Genomic DNA, 15,443 nt, shown 5'->3' with positions numbered 1-15,443 from the left:
GAAGACGAACTGAGAATGATAGATACCAACGTGAAAGGTCTGCATATACTGACAAAGCTGTTTGTGAAAGACTTTATGGCGGCTGACAGGGGATATATCCTGAATGTGGCATCGTCGGCGGGACTTATGCCGGGAGGTCCGCTGATGGCGACTTACTATGCGACAAAAGCGTATGTAACAAGCCTGACAGGTTCTATTTCCGAAGAACTGAAAATGGCAGGAAGCAGAGTGAAGATATCGGCGCTCTGTCCCGGTCCTGTGGATACTGAGTTCAATGATGTGGCGAACGCTCAGTTCGGAGTCAAGGCGATATCGGCGGAATTCTGCGCGAAACGTGCGGTCGAGGGCATGTTCGCGGGTACACTGATAATCGTGCCCGAAAGGGGACTGGGGCTGGCGGCTAAGGCGGCTCAGCTTGCGCCGAGAAGTCTTTCGCTTGCGGTGACGGGTCAGTTGCAGTCGGGCAAGCAGGCAAGGTAATAAGTACGTATAATTGTACAGATATTCGGCATGGCTCGCGAAAGCAGGCTGTGCTTTTTTGTAAATTCAGATAAAAAAGAAAAGGCTTTGCAGTCGGCAAAACCTTTTACAGAAGCAGATATGCAAGCCCCAGCAGCAGTTTGATATCGGCTCCGTTTTTGTGGAGAATGTATATCAGCAGCGCGATGAGGGCTTTCTCCTCGTCCAGCTTTATGCCGCCAAGCAGTCCGCCGAAGATATCGTTCGGCGGATCTTTCTGCGGCGGGGGAGTCGTCTGCCGGTCGCCGCCGACTGCACTGCGCGAGCGCTGCTGCATCTCCATAACGCGGCGGACGGCTTCCTCCTGCATTTTGCCGAAATTGGCATCAGAGTAGTCCAAGCAGGTCGCCTCCTCCCAGACCGCTTTGTTTAAGTGCGGGGTAAAGGTTCATCAGGCGGTACAGCTTGATGACGCGGTCAAGTTTTAGCTGAGTTTCCTCCCGCAGAAGAGGTCGCAGAGCGTTAAGCAGACGAACATTGTCGTCCTCGCGGGAAGCCGAGCGGAGCACCTGTCCCAGCTGCATCAGTCTTACAGGGTCGATGTCTGTTTCAGCCTGCGGTGCGGTAGGCATAGCAGGCTGTTCGCCCGCAGATGGCTGGTCGGTGCTAAGCATGCCCGCAAGTTCGCGTATCTGCTTCATGCTTTCCTCGTCGTTGAGCACGCTCTGTATCTTGTTCATAAGGTCGTCCGTGATATCACCTCCCTTGCGGGAAAAATGGTCATTTGCCTGAGAATTTTTTCAGAAGTGCCTGCGCCTGCGGTGAATCCATCAATCGCTGACAGGCGGCTTTGTCGGTAAGTGCCTTTTTGAGCATTTGCTGCTGAGCCGCAGGCATGTTTTTCAGTGCGCGCGAGAGGTCGCCGTTTTTCAGACTGCGGGCGAGTTGTTCTGGCGGCATGCCGAGTTTTTTTGCTGCTTCGTTCAGAAGCGGCTGCATGTCTTTTGGTGCGTGATCTCGGTCGTTCATAAGTTTGTTCTCCTTAAGAATTTGTAAATATTAATATACTTGCATATTTTCTCTTGATTTTTTTATTTAAATGTGCTATAATAGACTATGCTTATATGGGGATATGCGTATATGCGCGTAAAGTCAGTATAACTCAGCGGGGAGGGTCAATATGAGGATCGTTGTTTTTTCAGATACACACGGCAATTACGCCGCTATGCACAAGATAATCAAGCGCAACGGAGATGCCGATCTGTTTATCTTTCTGGGTGACGGTCTTTCTGAGTTCCGCAAGCTGAAGGCTCACTATCTTGATGACAATATGATCTGCGTCAAGGGCAACTGCGATTATGACAATGACATACCCGAAAGCATGGTCTACGTACTGCCTGACGGCAAGAAGATGTTTCTGGCGCATGGTGACAAATGGGGCGTGAATTTCTCAGTCGAGAGGGTATACGAAAAGGCAAAGCAGGAGGAATGCCAGTTTGCACTTTTCGGTCATACGCACAAGCGCTTTTTTGAACAGCGCGGCAATATGATGATACTTAATCCCGGCAGCGCGGGTCAGCCGCGAGATGGCAAGCCTGCGTGCTACGCATGGCTCGATGTTACCCCGATGGGTGTCATACACAACCACGTAAATCTGTGAATATGAGGCGCACATCTGGTGAAGGGTGCGTCCTTTTTTATTATATGCACACGGCAGCGCAAAGTGAACCTGATGCGCCGACAAATTCCGGTAAAGTTTTTTACATCATAATGATCTGATGTATTTTTTTGCCCCGAAAGTCAGTATAATATATTTATAAAATTATTATATAAGCTAATAAAATTTGTGTTTTGCATAAATTTTTAAGTGTAATTTTGTCTAAGTCTACTAAGAAAACGATGACAATATTGTGAAAATAGTGTATTGAAATTTCGATGCTTTTACATTATAATATAATTAACTTTTAAAAGGAGAAGGGAGTTTTATATATGAAACTTACTAGAATTTTTGCAGGCATGGCGGCTTCTGTTGTTGCGGCTTCCTGTCTGGCACTTTCCGCATCCGCTGTTGAACTTAAGGAGGGTGAGAAGGAAACACCTAAGTTCAATCTTATCCTGATAACCAGTGATATCCCCGCTGATGATTATGACAGCGATGATAACGGTGATTTCGCACTGATGGGCGACAAGCCTGTTAAGGTGACCAACGTTACACTGACAGTGGGCAGCGAAACCTATCACCTCGATGCTGCACCTTTCAAGAGCGATCAGGATTATCTGACATGGAACGTTGTCAACACTTATGCTTCTGACTTTGAGGGTATCGTGCCTTCTTCCATACCAGGTGAGGGTGATACTGTCAGCATCGATTTCACCATTGAAACTGATGCTGAACTGAACGGCAACGTTGGTATCGCTTTCCAGACTGATGAAACATGGAATTTCAGAAATTGCTACAATCCTAATGATACTGAGGCTTCTGCTAAGGCTACATTCCCGAACCAGTGTGTAGGCGTTCAGGGCGGTGAGTACGGTTTTGATACTTCTGTTGCATGTGAAGATGCTGTTATCAGCGGTGCAGGTGATTATCATATCTCCATCGCTGCGAGCGGTGAGATAAATGACGGTGCTCAGGTATTTGAGGACGGCACCACCAGAAGCGGCTATGCTGCAAAGTGGGCAATGAACAAGTCCTATGAGCCTCAGGCTGAGGAAGAGTCAAAGGCTGAGAGCGGTGCTGAGTCAAAGAACGAAAGCAAGTCTGAGAGCGGCACTGACAGCAAGTCCGATAGCAAGGCTGACAGCAAGTCGGCAGACAGCAGCAAGGCAGCTGACAGCAGCAAAAAGTCTTCGACCACTACCACCACCACTACAGGCAAGACCACTACCACAACTTCTTCGGCAGCTGCAAGCGATGCTTCAAAGGCTTCCGATGATACCAATCAGGCTACAGGTGCTACCGCAGGTCTGGCGCTGGCAGGTCTGGCAATTGCAGGCGCTGCTGCAGTGGTTTCCAAGAGAAAGTAATTTTTCGATATTTGAAAGAGCTTCCTGCGGGAAGCTCTTTTTTTGACACTGTTTGGATAGATTTTTGAAAAATATCTAAAAATGTGAAAAATGTACTGGACAAAATCGCAGAAATATTGTATAATATCTTTATAAGTGTTATGGGAGAGTTATTATGAGAGTAATTACAGGTTCACGAAGGGGCAAAAAGCTGAAAACGTTGGAAGCCCTCGATACAAGACCGACCACTGATATGGTCAAAGAAGCGGTGTTTTCGGCAATACAGTTCGATGTGGCAGGTTCGCAGGTGCTCGATCTTTTCGCGGGAAGCGGTCAGATGGGTATTGAAGCGCTGAGCCGTGATGCGTCCCACTGTGTTTTTGTTGACAATAATCCTGCCGCTGTGCAGGTTATAAAGGAGAATATCTCAGACTGCAAGTTTGTGACTGAGTCAAGAGTGCTGAATATGGACAGCCTCGACTACCTTAAGGTGGCTAAGGGTCAGTTCGATATCGTACTGCTCGACCCGCCGTATGGTAAAGGTCTGATAGAAAAGGCGCTGGCAGGGCTTGATGCTCACCTCAGTGACAGGGCGATAGTCGTATGTGAGCATGAAAAAGAACTTGAACTGGGCGAAGAGTATGGCAGGCTCAGAAAACACAAGCGCTACAAGTACGGCAAGATCGCTGTGACGATCTTCAAAATACCGACAGAGGAAGAGTAAATATATGAGAATTGCTGTTTGTCCGGGCAGTTTTGACCCGGTCACGCTGGGACATCTGGATATAATAGAAAGAGCATCAAAGCTGTTTGATAAGGTTATAGTGCTGGTCAGCTTCAACAGGAACAAGAACAAGGCGGTTTTTTCCACCAATGAGAGGATGGAAATGATAATCGCTGTTACTGAGGGGCTTGACAATGTGGTGGTGGACTGCTATGACGGTCTGCTGGCTGATTACCTGAAAATGACCGGGGCTGAGGTCATCGTCAAGGGACTGAGAGCAGTTTCGGACTTTGAGTATGAGTTCCAGATGGCATTGGCTAACAAAAGACTTTTTGGCGGCGCTGAAACTGTTTTCCTGACCACTGCGGGGGAGAATATGTTCCTGTCATCCAGCGTGGTGAAGGAGATAGCCAGCTTCGGCGGCGATATTTCGGGCTTTGTTCCGCCTGAGATACTTGAAATGATAAAAAACAGGCTTTATCTGCCTGCGGATAAATAATACCCGCGAAGTACGGGGCATGACGAAAGGAAGTATTATTATGAGCGAACTCAAGGAGTACAAACCCCTCAACGATCTGCTGGAAAGACTGGACGCGACTATTGATGACGGCGCAACTGTACCCTTTTCTAACAAAAAAATGGTAGATGCTGAATATCTGCATGAACTTGTGGATGAGGTAAGGATCAGTGTCCCGCCTGAGATAAAGCGCGCACAGGAATTGGAAGAGCAGCGCAAGGAGATACTTGAAAAGACTAAGGCTGATGCTGAGGAGATAAGAAAGTCTGCTGAGAGCGAAAAGGCTGCTGTTATCGCTGAGGCTAAGGCTGAAGCTGACAGGCTGGTTGATCAGCAGGAGATAATCGAGAGGGCTAACCAGTACGCAAGGGAAACTGTTGAAAGAGCCAATCAGGAGGCTGCCGAGATACTGGCGCAGGCTCGTGCTGAGGGCGAAAACATCATTGCTGAGGCTAACAACAAGAAGCAGAGCATCATGGATGCTATGGTCGCTAACATCAATTCGACCCTGAGCGAGACCGCAGCACAGCTGTCGGGCGATGTTGAAAGGCTGAGCAGCAGCCTGGAAAATGTCAACCGCATGAGAGAAGCTATCTCAAGGCTGAGCGAATAATTTATGATACCGAGCCGCAGTTCTTATCTGCGGCTTTTTATTTGCTGTAATAAAATCATTTTAGCACACCTGCTGAATATGCGGTGAACATAAAGTTCTGTAAAACCACTGTTATGTAGCGTGTCAGCGGGATAACCACAATAAACAAAAGCGTCCATCTGTTTTTTACAGATGGACGCAATTTTTGGTCAGTACTTATTTCCAGAGTTTTGCAGGATATGCACCCGATTCGATCAACTCTGAGATGGCTGTCTTGACTGAAGGCTTATCTTCGGCATAAGTTACGCCGAACCATTTATCATGGCTTTCCAGTAGTTTGCAGTCGGCTTCACCGTGTTTTATCATATAGTCGATGCCCTCAGGCAGGAGAAATTCTGCGGTAAGGCTGCTGCCGTTATCAGCGAGGAACTTCTCAAAGCGCTCGTTCAGCTTGTCTATAAAGCCTGCGGGACAGCCCCACATATTCATTGAAACAAAGCTGTTTTCGCTGAGTTCTTTGGTTTCTTCTTTGCCCGAATATACCTTGCCGTCAGCTTCGCGCCTGATATTGTAGGTTTCTTCGACATCGACCAGCATGCTGTTCTCATCGACCATGCAGACACCTCTGTTGACAGCACCGTTATCGCTGAGGGTGTTTTTCAGCACGAATCCTGCCATAGCCATTTTCAGCTTATCTCCGCTCTGCTCGGTGGTCAGGAACTCATAGAGTTTCTCGAAAGCCTGTCTGCCGTAGAAATCATCAGCATTGATGACTGCGAAAGGCTCATTCACGATGCCTTTACAGCAACAGACAGCATGACCGTGACCCCAGGGTTTTACTCTGCCATCGGGTACAGTAAAGCCTGCGGGCAGGCAGTCAAGTTCCTGATAAACGTAATCTACCTTGACCTGTGCGCCGATGCGGTTGCCTATCATCTCATCAAAAGCCTCACGGATATCGCGCCTTATGATGAAGACCACTTTATCAAAACCTGCGCGGACTGCATCAAATATAGAATAATCCATGATTATCTCGCCGTTGGGTCCGAAAGGTTCAAGCTGTTTGATACCGCCTTTAAATCGGGAACCCAGTCCTGCTGCCATTATAACAAGAGTTGCACTCATAATATATCTCCCATCAAAAAATTATATGAAGACATAGTTTTGTCTTTCATATATTATCGCATATTTCTTAACTTTTGTCAATAGCCGATAACGTTCAATACATACCAAAAATTGCGAATGATACCGCATTAAGAACAGTACCCATACAGAATTTTTAGATAAACTCATGTTTTCTGAAATTGTTGCTCTCTCATCACATCGCTGATCAGAGCGGAATGATATCCGATTCTGACAGTTAATCCATGAAATTCGTTATTACGGATAACAAGCTGCAATACCGTTTCAATGACAGCGATGCACCGCAGCCTTTCACTGAAAACGATGTGGTGTATGTGATCTATGATATCCCGACAGATAGAAGTTTGTGGCAAGAGTCTTTGACAGCAAACAGTATGTATTACAGAGATGTTGATTTAAATGATGAAAGTTCAGTTGTGGCGCTTTCAACCTGCGCATCTGATTATGAAGGTGCTCGTGCTTTGTTTGCGGGGAAACTTACATGGATAAAAGAGATCGATATCCACTAAAGGCATGATGCACTTGATAATGACATCCGCTTTTAAAACACCTGAAAAAGGATATTTACGATAACGGCGTTAAGAATAATGTTCAATATGAAAAATAACAGGCAGACACCTCACATCGAAGTGTCTGCCTGTTTTGTTTCAAAGTCCTCTGTACAGGTCTTTAATATAGCCTTTTGCAGCACCGACCTGATTTGTCGAAGATGACCTTAGTTCTCTTTGAGTGAATTGAGCAGTCCGTTGGAGTTGATTATCTTTATCAGAAACTCAGGGAAGGACTGACCCTGATAGCTTTCGCCTTTGGTCTTGTTGGTGATGACACCTGTATCGAAATCTATCTCGACCTCGTCACCTGCTTCTATCTTCTCAGCGGCATCTTCGCACTCGATTATAGGCAGACCTATATTGATGGCGTTTCTGTAGAAGATACGCGCAAAGCTCTTCGCGATAACGCAGGAGATGCCGCTCGCCTTGATGGAAGCGGGCGCATGCTCTCTTGAAGAACCACAGCCAAAGTTTGCCTTAGCGACCATGATATCGCCCTTTTTAACGTTTTTTGCAAAATCGATATCGATATCCTCCATGCAGTGCTGAGCCAGCTCTTCCATGTTCGCGGTGTTGAGGTATCTTGCGGGGATTATAACATCGGTATCAACATTATCCCCATATTTATGTACTTTTCCGCAAGCCTTCATATTATGAAAACTCCTTTCAAAACTATTCGATATAGCGGTCGGAATTGAAAACATTCTCGCCCGCTGCCTGCCGCCTTAATTCCTCGTAGACTTTTTCGAGGTATTCAGCGTCCATTTTGTCTTTGGTACGGGATATGAAATAGCACACTTTCGCCTTGCCGAAGAAGCCTTCCTTAACAAGGCGGAAACAGGACACACCGTCGATGGAATCGGGATAAAAGTTATTGAAGCCCTTTTTATCGATAATTGCCTGTGTCTGTTCGATCGTGAAGATGTTGCCCGCCCTTAGCTGACTGATGAATTCCTCGATCTTTTCACGGCGCTGTGCATCTGTAAATCTTGACCCGTATTTCTGCGTGATGATACCTGATATGGTATCGTAAAAAATATCTGATATATAGTTGTTCAAATTACCCGCCTCCTGTCTTCTTAGGAATTCGGCGCACGCAAAAGAAAAGCACGCCGTATTCGGAAGGATCTGTACATATCCTGCTCCTGCGTGATGCAGAAGTCTGCAAATTACCCGAAAATCATATTATATAATCTGCCTGTACGACCGAAAAACAGTCGTACAGGTCTGATATCACATTACATCGCTTGGCTGAGCGATCTTGCCTGCAACTGCCGAAGCTGCTGCAACATAAGGTGAAGCCAGATAAACTTCACTCTCGGTGTGACCCATTCTGCCAACGAAGTTTCTGTTGGTGGTAGCCACAGCTTTTTCGCCTGCTGCCAGTATACCCATATGACCGCCAAGACATGGACCGCAGGTAGGTGTAGAAACTGCGCAGCCGGAATTGATGAAGATCTCCAGCAGACACTCTTTCATAGCTGTCATGTAGATGTGCTGTGTAGCGGGTATAACGATACATCTTACGTGAGATGCGACCTTTTTGCCCTTGAGTATCTCAGCGGCTGCACGCAGGTCTTCGATCCTGCCGTTGGTACATGAACCGATGACTACCTGATCGATCTTTATATCGGGTATATCGTCAAAAGTCCTTGCATTTTCAGGCAGGTGAGGGAAAGCAACAGTCGGCTTTATCTCGCTGAGGTCAATGGTGTACTCTTCATCGTACTCAGCATCGGCATCAGCCTCGAATACCTTATACTCTCTGTCAGTTCTGCCCTTGAGGTATTCCTTGGTTACCTCATCAACAGCGAAGATGCCGTTCTTTGCACCTGCCTCGATAGCCATGTTAGCCATGCAAAGTCTGTCTTCCATAGTCAGGTTCTTAAGACCCTCGCCCGAAAACTCCATCGAGCGGTAGAGTGCTCCGTCAACGCCTATCATGCCGATGATGTGCAGTATAACGTCCTTGGCGGCACTGTACTTAGGCAGCTTGCCAACGATATTGAACTTTATCGCGGAAGGTACTTTGAACCATGTCTTGCCGGCTGCCATGCCTGCGCACATATCGGTCGAGCCGACACCGGTGGAGAATGCGCCCAGAGCGCCGTATGTACAGGTGTGTGAGTCAGCGCCGATGACAGCGTCACCCGGTACTACCAGACCTTTCTCCGGCAGCAGCGCATGTTCGATGCCCACATCGCCTACATCGTAATAGTGAGTGATATCATACTTACATGCGAACTCACGGCACTGCTTGCACTGTGTAGCAGCCTTGATATCCTTGTTCGGTGTGAAGTGATCCATCACCATAGTTATCTTGTCTTTGTTGAATATGTCAGTAAACCCTGCCTTATTGAACTCGTTGATAGCAACGGGTGTCGTTACATCGTTGCCGAGTACAAGGTCGAGATCTGCCATTATAAGCTGACCTGCCTTGACCTCGTCAAGCCCTGCGTGGGCTGCCAGGATCTTCTGAGTCATTGTCATACCCATATTTTTTCTGCTCCTTACCAAAAAAGTTATTCTTATGCTATTCTATTATACCCTATTTTCTTACAAAAGTAAAGTGTAGATGGGAGTAAATTATAAATAAATTTTTGTGAAGTTTTTGGAATTTATGACAAAACGCTTGTTTAACGATGCTTTCTTACTGTTAGTAACGGCAAATCAGGCAGAACTTTACAGGTGTATTAACGCGGTTTTGGTGAATAACTATATTATAGCGATCCACCTTAAAATTCAGAAAAAATCCAGTCACAAATCCATAGATCCGAGCTTTTGCGACTGGATTTTGTGAATTTAAATAGTTGGATTGCTATAAGCGGCATATATATTCGTGTTTATGCCGCTGTCACACCGCAAAAACTGTTTTACAGAACGCAGTGATCTCATTGACAAGATCATGTCGGTAAGATCAAATTTGTTGTTCGTGAACAGCTACATAAAATGAAAGGAGGTAGTGCATATGATGGGAAAATCGTTGATGACGGGTGTTTCCGTCGGGCTGACAGTCGGGGCGGCTGCGTTTGAACTCTCGCGCAGGACACAGCGCAGCAAACGCAAACTGAAAGCCCGCGCAGGTAAGGCGCTGCGTTCGGTGGGCGACTTTATGGACGAACTTTCTGACATGTTCAGATGATCGCGGGCGGCTGTCGTGTGGTGCGGCAGCCGCTTCTGCATACAAATAAAAAGTACAAAAAATTACACCGCAAAAGAAAAGTATACATAAACGGTGGGAATAAATCTGCAAAATTTGTTAAAGATTTTGTCGTAAAATGGCGTTCCGACTCTAGACAAATCAAGATCGTTTGTGGTATAATACAATATGTAAATGGAATTTGTTATTATGTGGAACTATTAGATGTGAGGAAGGATAATTTCAATGAGTGCAGGGGCTGCAAGCTACAGCAAAAAACTCTCTACATCTGGGAGCGGAAAGAAAAGCAGAAAGAAAGTTAAAAATCAGTCGGCTCTGATCTGCGGCACTATTCTGGCGGCACTGGTGGCAGTGCTGGGCATCTCCTACGGTGTGGGCAGGGCTTATTACAGCAAACGTTTTCTGGCGGATACATTTATCAACGGTGTAGATGTCAGCGGCATGACTTATGAAGAAGCTGTAAAGGCGCTTAAGGCTGACAAGATACCCGAAGAGTTAACTGTCACTGCCATCGATGGCAAGAAATTTGTTATTTCACCCAAAGATTTCGGATATAAGAGAAGCGCATCAGGAGAGGTGAAAAAGCTGTATGACGGTGTAAATCGCAGCACATGGTTCACAGGTTATGCCGGCAGGACTGATTTTACCTTCGATGATGAAGCAACTTATGACAAGGCACTGCTCGATGAACAGCTTAATGCTCAGGACTGGGGCAGTACTTCTACCACCGATGCAAGGCTTGAACTGACCGATGACGGCTATGAGATAGTCAAGGAAGTACAGGGCAACAAGGTCACTGATATGGCAAAGCTGGAACAGGCTGTGACAGATGCGCTGGGCAAGGGCGAGTTTGAAGTTGAACTGGGGGCAGGTACAGGCTGTTACACACTGCCTGCGATAACTTCGGATACCTTTACCGACCAGTGCGAAGCGCTGAACAAGGTGTTCAATCTGTCGATAACATATGACTTTGATTACACCACTGAAACCATCACAGGCAAGACACTGCTGTCTATGATAGATATGGACGACATGGGCAACTATGCGGTCAACGAGAAGGCAGTCGAGGACTATGTCGATAAGCTGGCTGAAAAGTATGACACATACGATACGAAGCGGACATTCAATTCGACCCTGCAGGGCAAGGTAACTGTTGACCCCAGTGCGGATGCTCTGTACGGCTGGTGGATATGGAAAGATGCGACTGTTGAACAGCTGGTAGGTCTGCTGGAAGAAGGCAAGAGCGTTGAGGGCATCGACCCGATATATTACTCTGACGGTCCTTTTGAGTATACGGGAGTTGAGTCTGCAAGAAGTGCAAAGGACGATATAGGCAAAACCTATATAGAGGTTGACCTGACCAATCAGCAGATGTGGTATTACAAGGACGGCAAGGAAGAGTACACCTGCTACATCGTTTCGGGACAGACTACATCACTGGCGAGGACGACACTTGAAGGCGTTTATAAGCTGTGGTCTAAAGAAACGAACAAGCGCATGAAGGACAGGAATGCTGACGGAGAAGAGTGGGATACCACCTGCAACTACTGGAACAATATTTCGCTTTGCGGTATAGGTATGCACGATTCGACATGGCGCGGCGCATTCGGCGGCACTATTTACCAGTGGAACGGCTCACACGGCTGTATAAACATGCCTTATGAGGGTGCTCAGTACATCTATGAAAATGTTGAGCTGGGTACACCTGTTGTAATGTTCTATGAATGATATTTGAATGATAAAGCCCTCTGCTTGCGCGGAGGGCTTTTTTGTGTAATAATGATGGTATTATCTCAGAATGCTTCCTTGCTGACATAAGCGAACAGCTTCTCGCGAAGTTTGGCTTCTTTGGTGCGGCTGACAGGAAGGGAAGTGTTGTCTTCCATGACAACAGATTTGTTGCTTATGCGCAGTACTTTCGGCAGAGATATCAGATAGCCGCGATGTATCCTGAAAAAGCCGTGAGGAGTGAGTTCCTTTTCGTAATCGCTGATGTTGCCGCGCACCGAATAGCTGTCAGATGCGGTGCTTATTACAACGTTCTGGTTCTGGGCTTCGATGAAAAGAATATCACTCAGCGCCAGCTTTTGTTCACCGTCAGTGGTCTTTATCCATATGACTTTACCGCTCTCCTGCTTTTTCAGAACATGGTCGATGACTTCGCGTACTTTCGTTTCTTCGGCAGGCTTTGTCAGGTAGCGCAGTGCGTTGACCTCGTAGCCTTTTATGGCATACTCGATATGTCCTGTAAGAAAAACGATACAGACATCACTGCTGAGTTCTCTCAGCTTGCGGGCAAGGGTAATGCCGTCCATAGAGGGCATTTCGATGTCAAGAAATACCAAATCGTAGGCTTTGTATCTGAAACTTTTCAAAAGTTCATCACCGCTGTTGAATTCATCGGTGATGATATCAAGGCGGTTATATAGTCTGCTGACTATACCGCGAAAGTGATTTAAGAAGCACTGCTCATCATCGCAGACTGCTATCCTCATAACTGATCCCCCGAACGTTTTAAATAGCCTTATCACAACAAGCGGCTGAATATGTATGGTCTGAATGTTGTGAAAAAGCATTTTTATATCTCATATCTTACATAATTATAGCACATTTTTTTAGAAAAGTAAAGACATAGCGAGAAAATGACATGCAAAGCTGAATATGACCTCTAAATAAATATTGACAAACAAAAGCGCATGGTTTATAATAAGTTTGAAAAGCAGATCAGGTTTACTGTAATATGAACATTGTATTTCATCGGGCTTAATAATAAATATCGTAAGATATCTGAAAATATTAAACAAAGGCAACATGCACAAAGGAACGGTCAATTATCTTCTGAATTAACGATTAAGTATAAAATTTAGTGTAAATTACTGGAAACTATTCGATCGTGAGTCGTGACTGATGTAAATATTAAATAATTATTTCGGTCATAAAGACATATCTTATCGCAAATCTCACAAACATATAAAGCCTTATATGTTTTGCACAAACGAACAGAGTATTTAAACGTTTATAAATCTAAAGTTCGTAAAAAATGGTGTAAATATATGGAAATTAAATGGTGCAAAATATGAACTTTCAGAATATGAACATAATATTATACTGAGTTGAAATAATATTTTCCATTAGTTCTATTATATTTGAAGTGTTGTTAGTTTGTACAAAGGTGCATTTATCGAGATCGTTCATTAGTTCGGCAGATGTAAAAAGCTGTGTAAATATCTGGCAGAGTTAATTTTCTTGAAATATATAAGATAAACGAAATTAAGAAAGGAGCAGTGTTATGAAGATATATGACATTTCGCAGGAAGTTTTTTCGTGCAGTGTGTTTCCGGGTGATCCACAACCGCAGAGAGTTGTCGTGCAAAGCCTTAAAAATGGGGATATCTGCAATCTGACGGAGTTGAAAATGTGTGCGCACAACGGCACTCATGTCGATGCACCGTACCATTTTTTGGACAACGGAAAGACCATTGACCAAATGGGGCTTGAACCGTTTGTGGGGCGCTGCTATGTGACGCACCACACGGGAGATGTCACCGAAAATGATGCGAAAACGATTTTGAAAAACGCGGGTGATGGGCGCGACCGCATTCTGATCGGCGGCAGATGCACTGTCACCGCTGATGCGGCGAAGGTATTTGCGGACGCGAAAATACGGCTTATCGGTAACGAGAGCCAGACTGTCGGTCCGGAAAATGCCCCTCGTGAAGTGCATCTGATATTGCTTGGGGCAGAGGTCGTGCTGCTTGAGGGCATACGTCTTGCAAAAATACCCGATGGAAATTACTTTCTGAACGCCGCACCTCTAAATTTGGGCGGCGCAGACGGTGCGCCTTGCAGGGCTTATCTGATAGAATAAAAAATTCGGCATACAACATATAGCTGTATGCCGAATTTATCTGTCTATATATGGTATTATTTTTTGCTTTCCAGCACGACCATATCAGCGTAATGGAGTATCTCAAAACGTTCGGGAAGTGTCTGCATAAACGCCCAATGATCTTCTTCCCAGAGAGCAAGTTCGGCTTCGCTGAGCGAAGCGCCGACTCCGCGACAGGCTTTCATGCGTCCATGCCAGCTTTCGCGGGTGAACGGAATCTTTACATCATACAGTTCATGGTCGGTTTCTGTGAAGTACTCCAACACTTCTGGCGCAATAAATGAGTGATGCCTTGTTTCGCCTGCACCTGTCCAATTCGGGTTGTATTTCAGGACGATCTCCTCGCTTTTTCCTGCTATCGCATCTTCAAAAGGCAGCCACGCCATGTATAAAACAAGAAGTTTTCCGCCCTTTTTGAGCATCGAAGACAGCTTGGGCGCTAAGACTTTGTGGTCAAAATACCAGAAACACTGGCAGGCGGTCACGACATCAAAACTGTTTTCGGGAAAGTCGATGTCCTCTGATGGTGTGACTTTAAACTTTATGTTCATATTCTGTAATCTTGCCAGCCTTTCAGCCTGCGCTATCTGCTCGGCAGAGATATCTGTTCCGACCCAATTCGCCCCGTATCTGTACATGTTGCGTGGGATAACGCCTGTCCCTGTTCCGATGTCAAGCACATTCTGCCCGCTGATACAGAGATCTCGGCTTGTTATCTTGTCGTAGAATACCTGCGGGTATATGTCGCGGTATCTGGCGTATTCTTCGGAAGTCCTGCCCCAGTCGAAAGGTCTTCCGCCGTCTATTTTATTGTTTGAGATATTCATTTTGTTATATTTCCTTTCAGAAGAATCCGAATTTTTCCATAGCTTTGTAGATGCCGTCTTTTTCAACATCATCAGTCACATATTGCGCATGCGGGATAAGATCTGTTCCGTTACCCATTGCGATACCTGTCCCGACGGCGCTGAACATTGGAAGATCATTCAGGCTGTCACCGATAGCGAAAGCGTTTTCGGAAGCCATGTCGTAATGCTCCAGAACAAGCGTGATGCCTGTTGCCTTAGAACACGGTTTTGGGACTATTTCGGCAAATCCTTCACCTCTGTGTATCCAGAAGAAATCGTTTTCGAGAGAAAATTTTAATTTGTCCGTATTTGTGTACTTATCATAGCATATGATAAATTTATCAAAAGAGAAATCTGCATCTGAAGTGCATCTGTCAACATTTTTGCCCTGTGAGCGGAAGCTATCCCTGATGCGCGTTATCATCGGGAGAGTTCTTTGCTCAAAGTCAAAGAATACGCCATCTCTGCGCTCGAACATCGGTACTGCATCATATTCTCGTATCAGTTTTACTGTCCTGTCGCAGAGTTCTTTTTCGATAGATTTGTAGAAGATC

20 protein-coding genes are annotated in these 15,443 nt (G+C 45.7%); 10 read left to right on the top strand and 10 right to left on the bottom strand.

Annotated features, from left to right (window positions below; genetic code table 11):
- On the top strand, positions 1 to 480 hold a 480-nt coding region (locus CUS_RS03325), incomplete at its 5' end, for an SDR family NAD(P)-dependent oxidoreductase (RefSeq protein ID WP_002847495.1).
- 106 nt (positions 481 to 586) lie between these two features.
- Here CUS_RS03325 and CUS_RS03320 read toward each other — a convergent pair.
- From CUS_RS03320 to CUS_RS03310, 3 genes are read right to left on the bottom strand one after another with little or no spacing between them, the layout of a single operon-like run.
- Complete coding sequence (locus tag CUS_RS03320) at positions 587 to 859, bottom strand: hypothetical protein (RefSeq protein ID WP_002847486.1); 273 nt, start codon at positions 857 to 859, stop codon at positions 587 to 589.
- The gene (locus tag CUS_RS03315; protein ID WP_002847487.1) at positions 846 to 1,199 is read right to left on the bottom strand and encodes a hypothetical protein; all 354 of its coding nucleotides are present in this window, start codon (positions 1,197 to 1,199) and stop codon (positions 846 to 848) included. The genes CUS_RS03320 and CUS_RS03315 overlap by 14 nt, the downstream gene beginning before the upstream one ends.
- A gap of 40 nt (positions 1,200 to 1,239) precedes the next feature.
- Positions 1,240 to 1,488, bottom strand: coding sequence for a hypothetical protein (locus tag CUS_RS03310; protein WP_002847484.1), 249 nt, complete (start codon positions 1,486 to 1,488; stop codon positions 1,240 to 1,242).
- A gap of 151 nt (positions 1,489 to 1,639) precedes the next feature.
- On the opposite strand from CUS_RS03310, the gene CUS_RS03305 reads away from it, so the two are divergent.
- The 5 genes from CUS_RS03305 to CUS_RS03285 all read left to right on the top strand — a co-directional run bounded on the left by CUS_RS03305 (position 1,640) and on the right by CUS_RS03285 (position 5,319).
- A complete protein-coding gene (locus CUS_RS03305; protein WP_002847490.1) occupies positions 1,640 to 2,119 on the top strand; it encodes a metallophosphoesterase family protein in 480 nt (159 codons plus the stop codon).
- 329 nt (positions 2,120 to 2,448) lie between these two features.
- Entirely contained in the window at positions 2,449 to 3,486 is a 1,038-nt protein-coding gene (locus tag CUS_RS20335; protein ID WP_002847506.1) for an NPXTG-anchored protein, read from the top strand.
- 154 nt (positions 3,487 to 3,640) lie between these two features.
- Positions 3,641 to 4,189: a 16S rRNA (guanine(966)-N(2))-methyltransferase RsmD gene (gene rsmD / locus CUS_RS03295; protein ID WP_002847498.1), complete on the top strand. Its 549-nt coding sequence runs from the start codon at positions 3,641 to 3,643 to the stop codon at positions 4,187 to 4,189.
- 4 nt (positions 4,190 to 4,193) lie between these two features.
- Complete coding sequence (coaD, locus tag CUS_RS03290) at positions 4,194 to 4,688, top strand: pantetheine-phosphate adenylyltransferase (protein ID WP_002847496.1); 495 nt, start codon at positions 4,194 to 4,196, stop codon at positions 4,686 to 4,688.
- 40 nt (positions 4,689 to 4,728) lie between these two features.
- Positions 4,729 to 5,319, top strand: a complete 591-nt coding sequence (locus CUS_RS03285) for a hypothetical protein (protein WP_002847499.1) — start codon at positions 4,729 to 4,731, stop codon at positions 5,317 to 5,319.
- A 195-nt stretch (positions 5,320 to 5,514) separates the two neighbouring features.
- Here CUS_RS03285 and CUS_RS03280 read toward each other — a convergent pair whose 3' ends face one another.
- Positions 5,515 to 6,423 (bottom strand): nucleotidyltransferase family protein, encoded by a 909-nt coding sequence (locus CUS_RS03280; protein WP_037276351.1) that lies wholly within the window; start codon positions 6,421 to 6,423, stop codon positions 5,515 to 5,517.
- Positions 6,424 to 6,665: 242 nt separating this feature from the next.
- Here CUS_RS03280 and CUS_RS03275 point away from each other — a divergent pair, with 242 nt between their 5' ends.
- A complete protein-coding gene (locus CUS_RS03275; RefSeq protein WP_002847505.1) occupies positions 6,666 to 6,950 on the top strand; it encodes a hypothetical protein in 285 nt (94 codons plus the stop codon).
- A 206-nt stretch (positions 6,951 to 7,156) separates the two neighbouring features.
- Here CUS_RS03275 and leuD read toward each other — a convergent pair whose 3' ends face one another.
- The 3 genes from leuD to leuC form a co-directional block, all read right to left on the bottom strand.
- Entirely contained in the window at positions 7,157 to 7,642 is a 486-nt protein-coding gene (gene leuD, locus CUS_RS03270; RefSeq protein ID WP_002847493.1) for a 3-isopropylmalate dehydratase small subunit, read from the bottom strand.
- Positions 7,643 to 7,664: 22 nt separating this feature from the next.
- Positions 7,665 to 8,051 carry a hypothetical protein gene (locus CUS_RS03265; protein ID WP_002847491.1) on the bottom strand — a complete coding sequence of 129 codons (387 nt, stop codon included), beginning with the start codon at positions 8,049 to 8,051 and terminating at the stop codon, positions 7,665 to 7,667.
- Between the two features lie 174 nt (positions 8,052 to 8,225).
- Positions 8,226 to 9,488 (bottom strand): 3-isopropylmalate dehydratase large subunit, encoded by a 1,263-nt coding sequence (gene leuC, locus CUS_RS03260; protein ID WP_002847502.1) that lies wholly within the window; start codon positions 9,486 to 9,488, stop codon positions 8,226 to 8,228.
- 472 nt (positions 9,489 to 9,960) lie between these two features.
- Here leuC and CUS_RS20015 point away from each other — a divergent pair, with 472 nt between their 5' ends.
- Together CUS_RS20015 and CUS_RS03255 are read left to right on the top strand one after the other, a co-directional pair.
- A complete protein-coding gene (locus CUS_RS20015) occupies positions 9,961 to 10,134 on the top strand; it encodes a hypothetical protein (protein WP_002847497.1) in 174 nt (57 codons plus the stop codon).
- 243 nt (positions 10,135 to 10,377) lie between these two features.
- A complete protein-coding gene (locus CUS_RS03255; RefSeq protein ID WP_002847492.1) occupies positions 10,378 to 11,880 on the top strand; it encodes a L,D-transpeptidase family protein in 1,503 nt (500 codons plus the stop codon).
- Between the two features lie 65 nt (positions 11,881 to 11,945).
- On the opposite strand, the gene CUS_RS03250 is transcribed toward CUS_RS03255, so the two are convergent.
- A complete protein-coding gene (locus tag CUS_RS03250) occupies positions 11,946 to 12,647 on the bottom strand; it encodes a LytR/AlgR family response regulator transcription factor (protein ID WP_002847494.1) in 702 nt (233 codons plus the stop codon).
- 794 nt (positions 12,648 to 13,441) lie between these two features.
- On the opposite strand from CUS_RS03250, the gene CUS_RS03245 reads away from it, so the two are divergent.
- Positions 13,442 to 14,020, top strand: coding sequence for a cyclase family protein (locus CUS_RS03245; protein ID WP_002847500.1), 579 nt, complete (start codon positions 13,442 to 13,444; stop codon positions 14,018 to 14,020).
- A 56-nt stretch (positions 14,021 to 14,076) separates the two neighbouring features.
- Here the strand turns inward: CUS_RS03245 and CUS_RS03240 are convergent, their stop codons facing one another.
- Entirely contained in the window at positions 14,077 to 14,868 is a 792-nt protein-coding gene (locus CUS_RS03240) for a class I SAM-dependent methyltransferase (RefSeq protein ID WP_002847504.1), read from the bottom strand.
- A 16-nt stretch (positions 14,869 to 14,884) separates the two neighbouring features.
- A partial coding sequence (locus tag CUS_RS03235; RefSeq protein WP_002847488.1) for an HAD-IIB family hydrolase occupies positions 14,885 to 15,443 on the bottom strand: 559 nt, incomplete at its 5' end.

Origin of the sequence: Hominimerdicola alba 8, assembly GCF_000178155.2 — a bacterium.
In the GTDB taxonomy this organism is placed as follows: domain Bacteria; phylum Bacillota; class Clostridia; order Oscillospirales; family Ruminococcaceae; genus Hominimerdicola; species Hominimerdicola alba_C.
Note: the sequence above shows the minus strand (reverse complement) of the source record. Positions and strands in the feature narration are given on the sequence as shown.

What these genes read in the sequence shown, in the direction of transcription:
- CUS_RS03315 (WP_002847487.1), bottom strand. Translation starts at nt 1,199, where the DNA reads ATGAACAAGATACAGAGCGTGCTCAACGACGAGGAAAGCATGAAGCAG.
- CUS_RS03310 (WP_002847484.1), bottom strand. Translation starts at nt 1,488, where the DNA reads ATGAACGACCGAGATCACGCACCAAAAGACATGCAGCCGCTTCTGAAC.
- CUS_RS03305 (WP_002847490.1), top strand. Translation starts at nt 1,640, where the DNA reads ATGAGGATCGTTGTTTTTTCAGATACACACGGCAATTACGCCGCTATG.
- CUS_RS20335 (WP_002847506.1), top strand. Translation starts at nt 2,449, where the DNA reads ATGAAACTTACTAGAATTTTTGCAGGCATGGCGGCTTCTGTTGTTGCG.
- rsmD (WP_002847498.1), top strand. Translation starts at nt 3,641, where the DNA reads ATGAGAGTAATTACAGGTTCACGAAGGGGCAAAAAGCTGAAAACGTTG.
- coaD (WP_002847496.1), top strand. Translation starts at nt 4,194, where the DNA reads ATGAGAATTGCTGTTTGTCCGGGCAGTTTTGACCCGGTCACGCTGGGA.
- CUS_RS03285 (WP_002847499.1), top strand. Translation starts at nt 4,729, where the DNA reads ATGAGCGAACTCAAGGAGTACAAACCCCTCAACGATCTGCTGGAAAGA.
- CUS_RS03280 (WP_037276351.1), bottom strand. Translation starts at nt 6,423, where the DNA reads ATGAGTGCAACTCTTGTTATAATGGCAGCAGGACTGGGTTCCCGATTT.
- CUS_RS03275 (WP_002847505.1), top strand. Translation starts at nt 6,666, where the DNA reads ATGAAATTCGTTATTACGGATAACAAGCTGCAATACCGTTTCAATGAC.
- leuD (WP_002847493.1), bottom strand. Translation starts at nt 7,642, where the DNA reads ATGAAGGCTTGCGGAAAAGTACATAAATATGGGGATAATGTTGATACC.
- leuC (WP_002847502.1), bottom strand. Translation starts at nt 9,488, where the DNA reads ATGGGTATGACAATGACTCAGAAGATCCTGGCAGCCCACGCAGGGCTT.
- CUS_RS20015 (WP_002847497.1), top strand. Translation starts at nt 9,961, where the DNA reads ATGATGGGAAAATCGTTGATGACGGGTGTTTCCGTCGGGCTGACAGTC.
- CUS_RS03255 (WP_002847492.1), top strand. Translation starts at nt 10,378, where the DNA reads ATGAGTGCAGGGGCTGCAAGCTACAGCAAAAAACTCTCTACATCTGGG.
- CUS_RS03250 (WP_002847494.1), bottom strand. Translation starts at nt 12,647, where the DNA reads ATGAGGATAGCAGTCTGCGATGATGAGCAGTGCTTCTTAAATCACTTT.
- CUS_RS03245 (WP_002847500.1), top strand. Translation starts at nt 13,442, where the DNA reads ATGAAGATATATGACATTTCGCAGGAAGTTTTTTCGTGCAGTGTGTTT.
- CUS_RS03240 (WP_002847504.1), bottom strand. Translation starts at nt 14,868, where the DNA reads ATGAATATCTCAAACAATAAAATAGACGGCGGAAGACCTTTCGACTGG.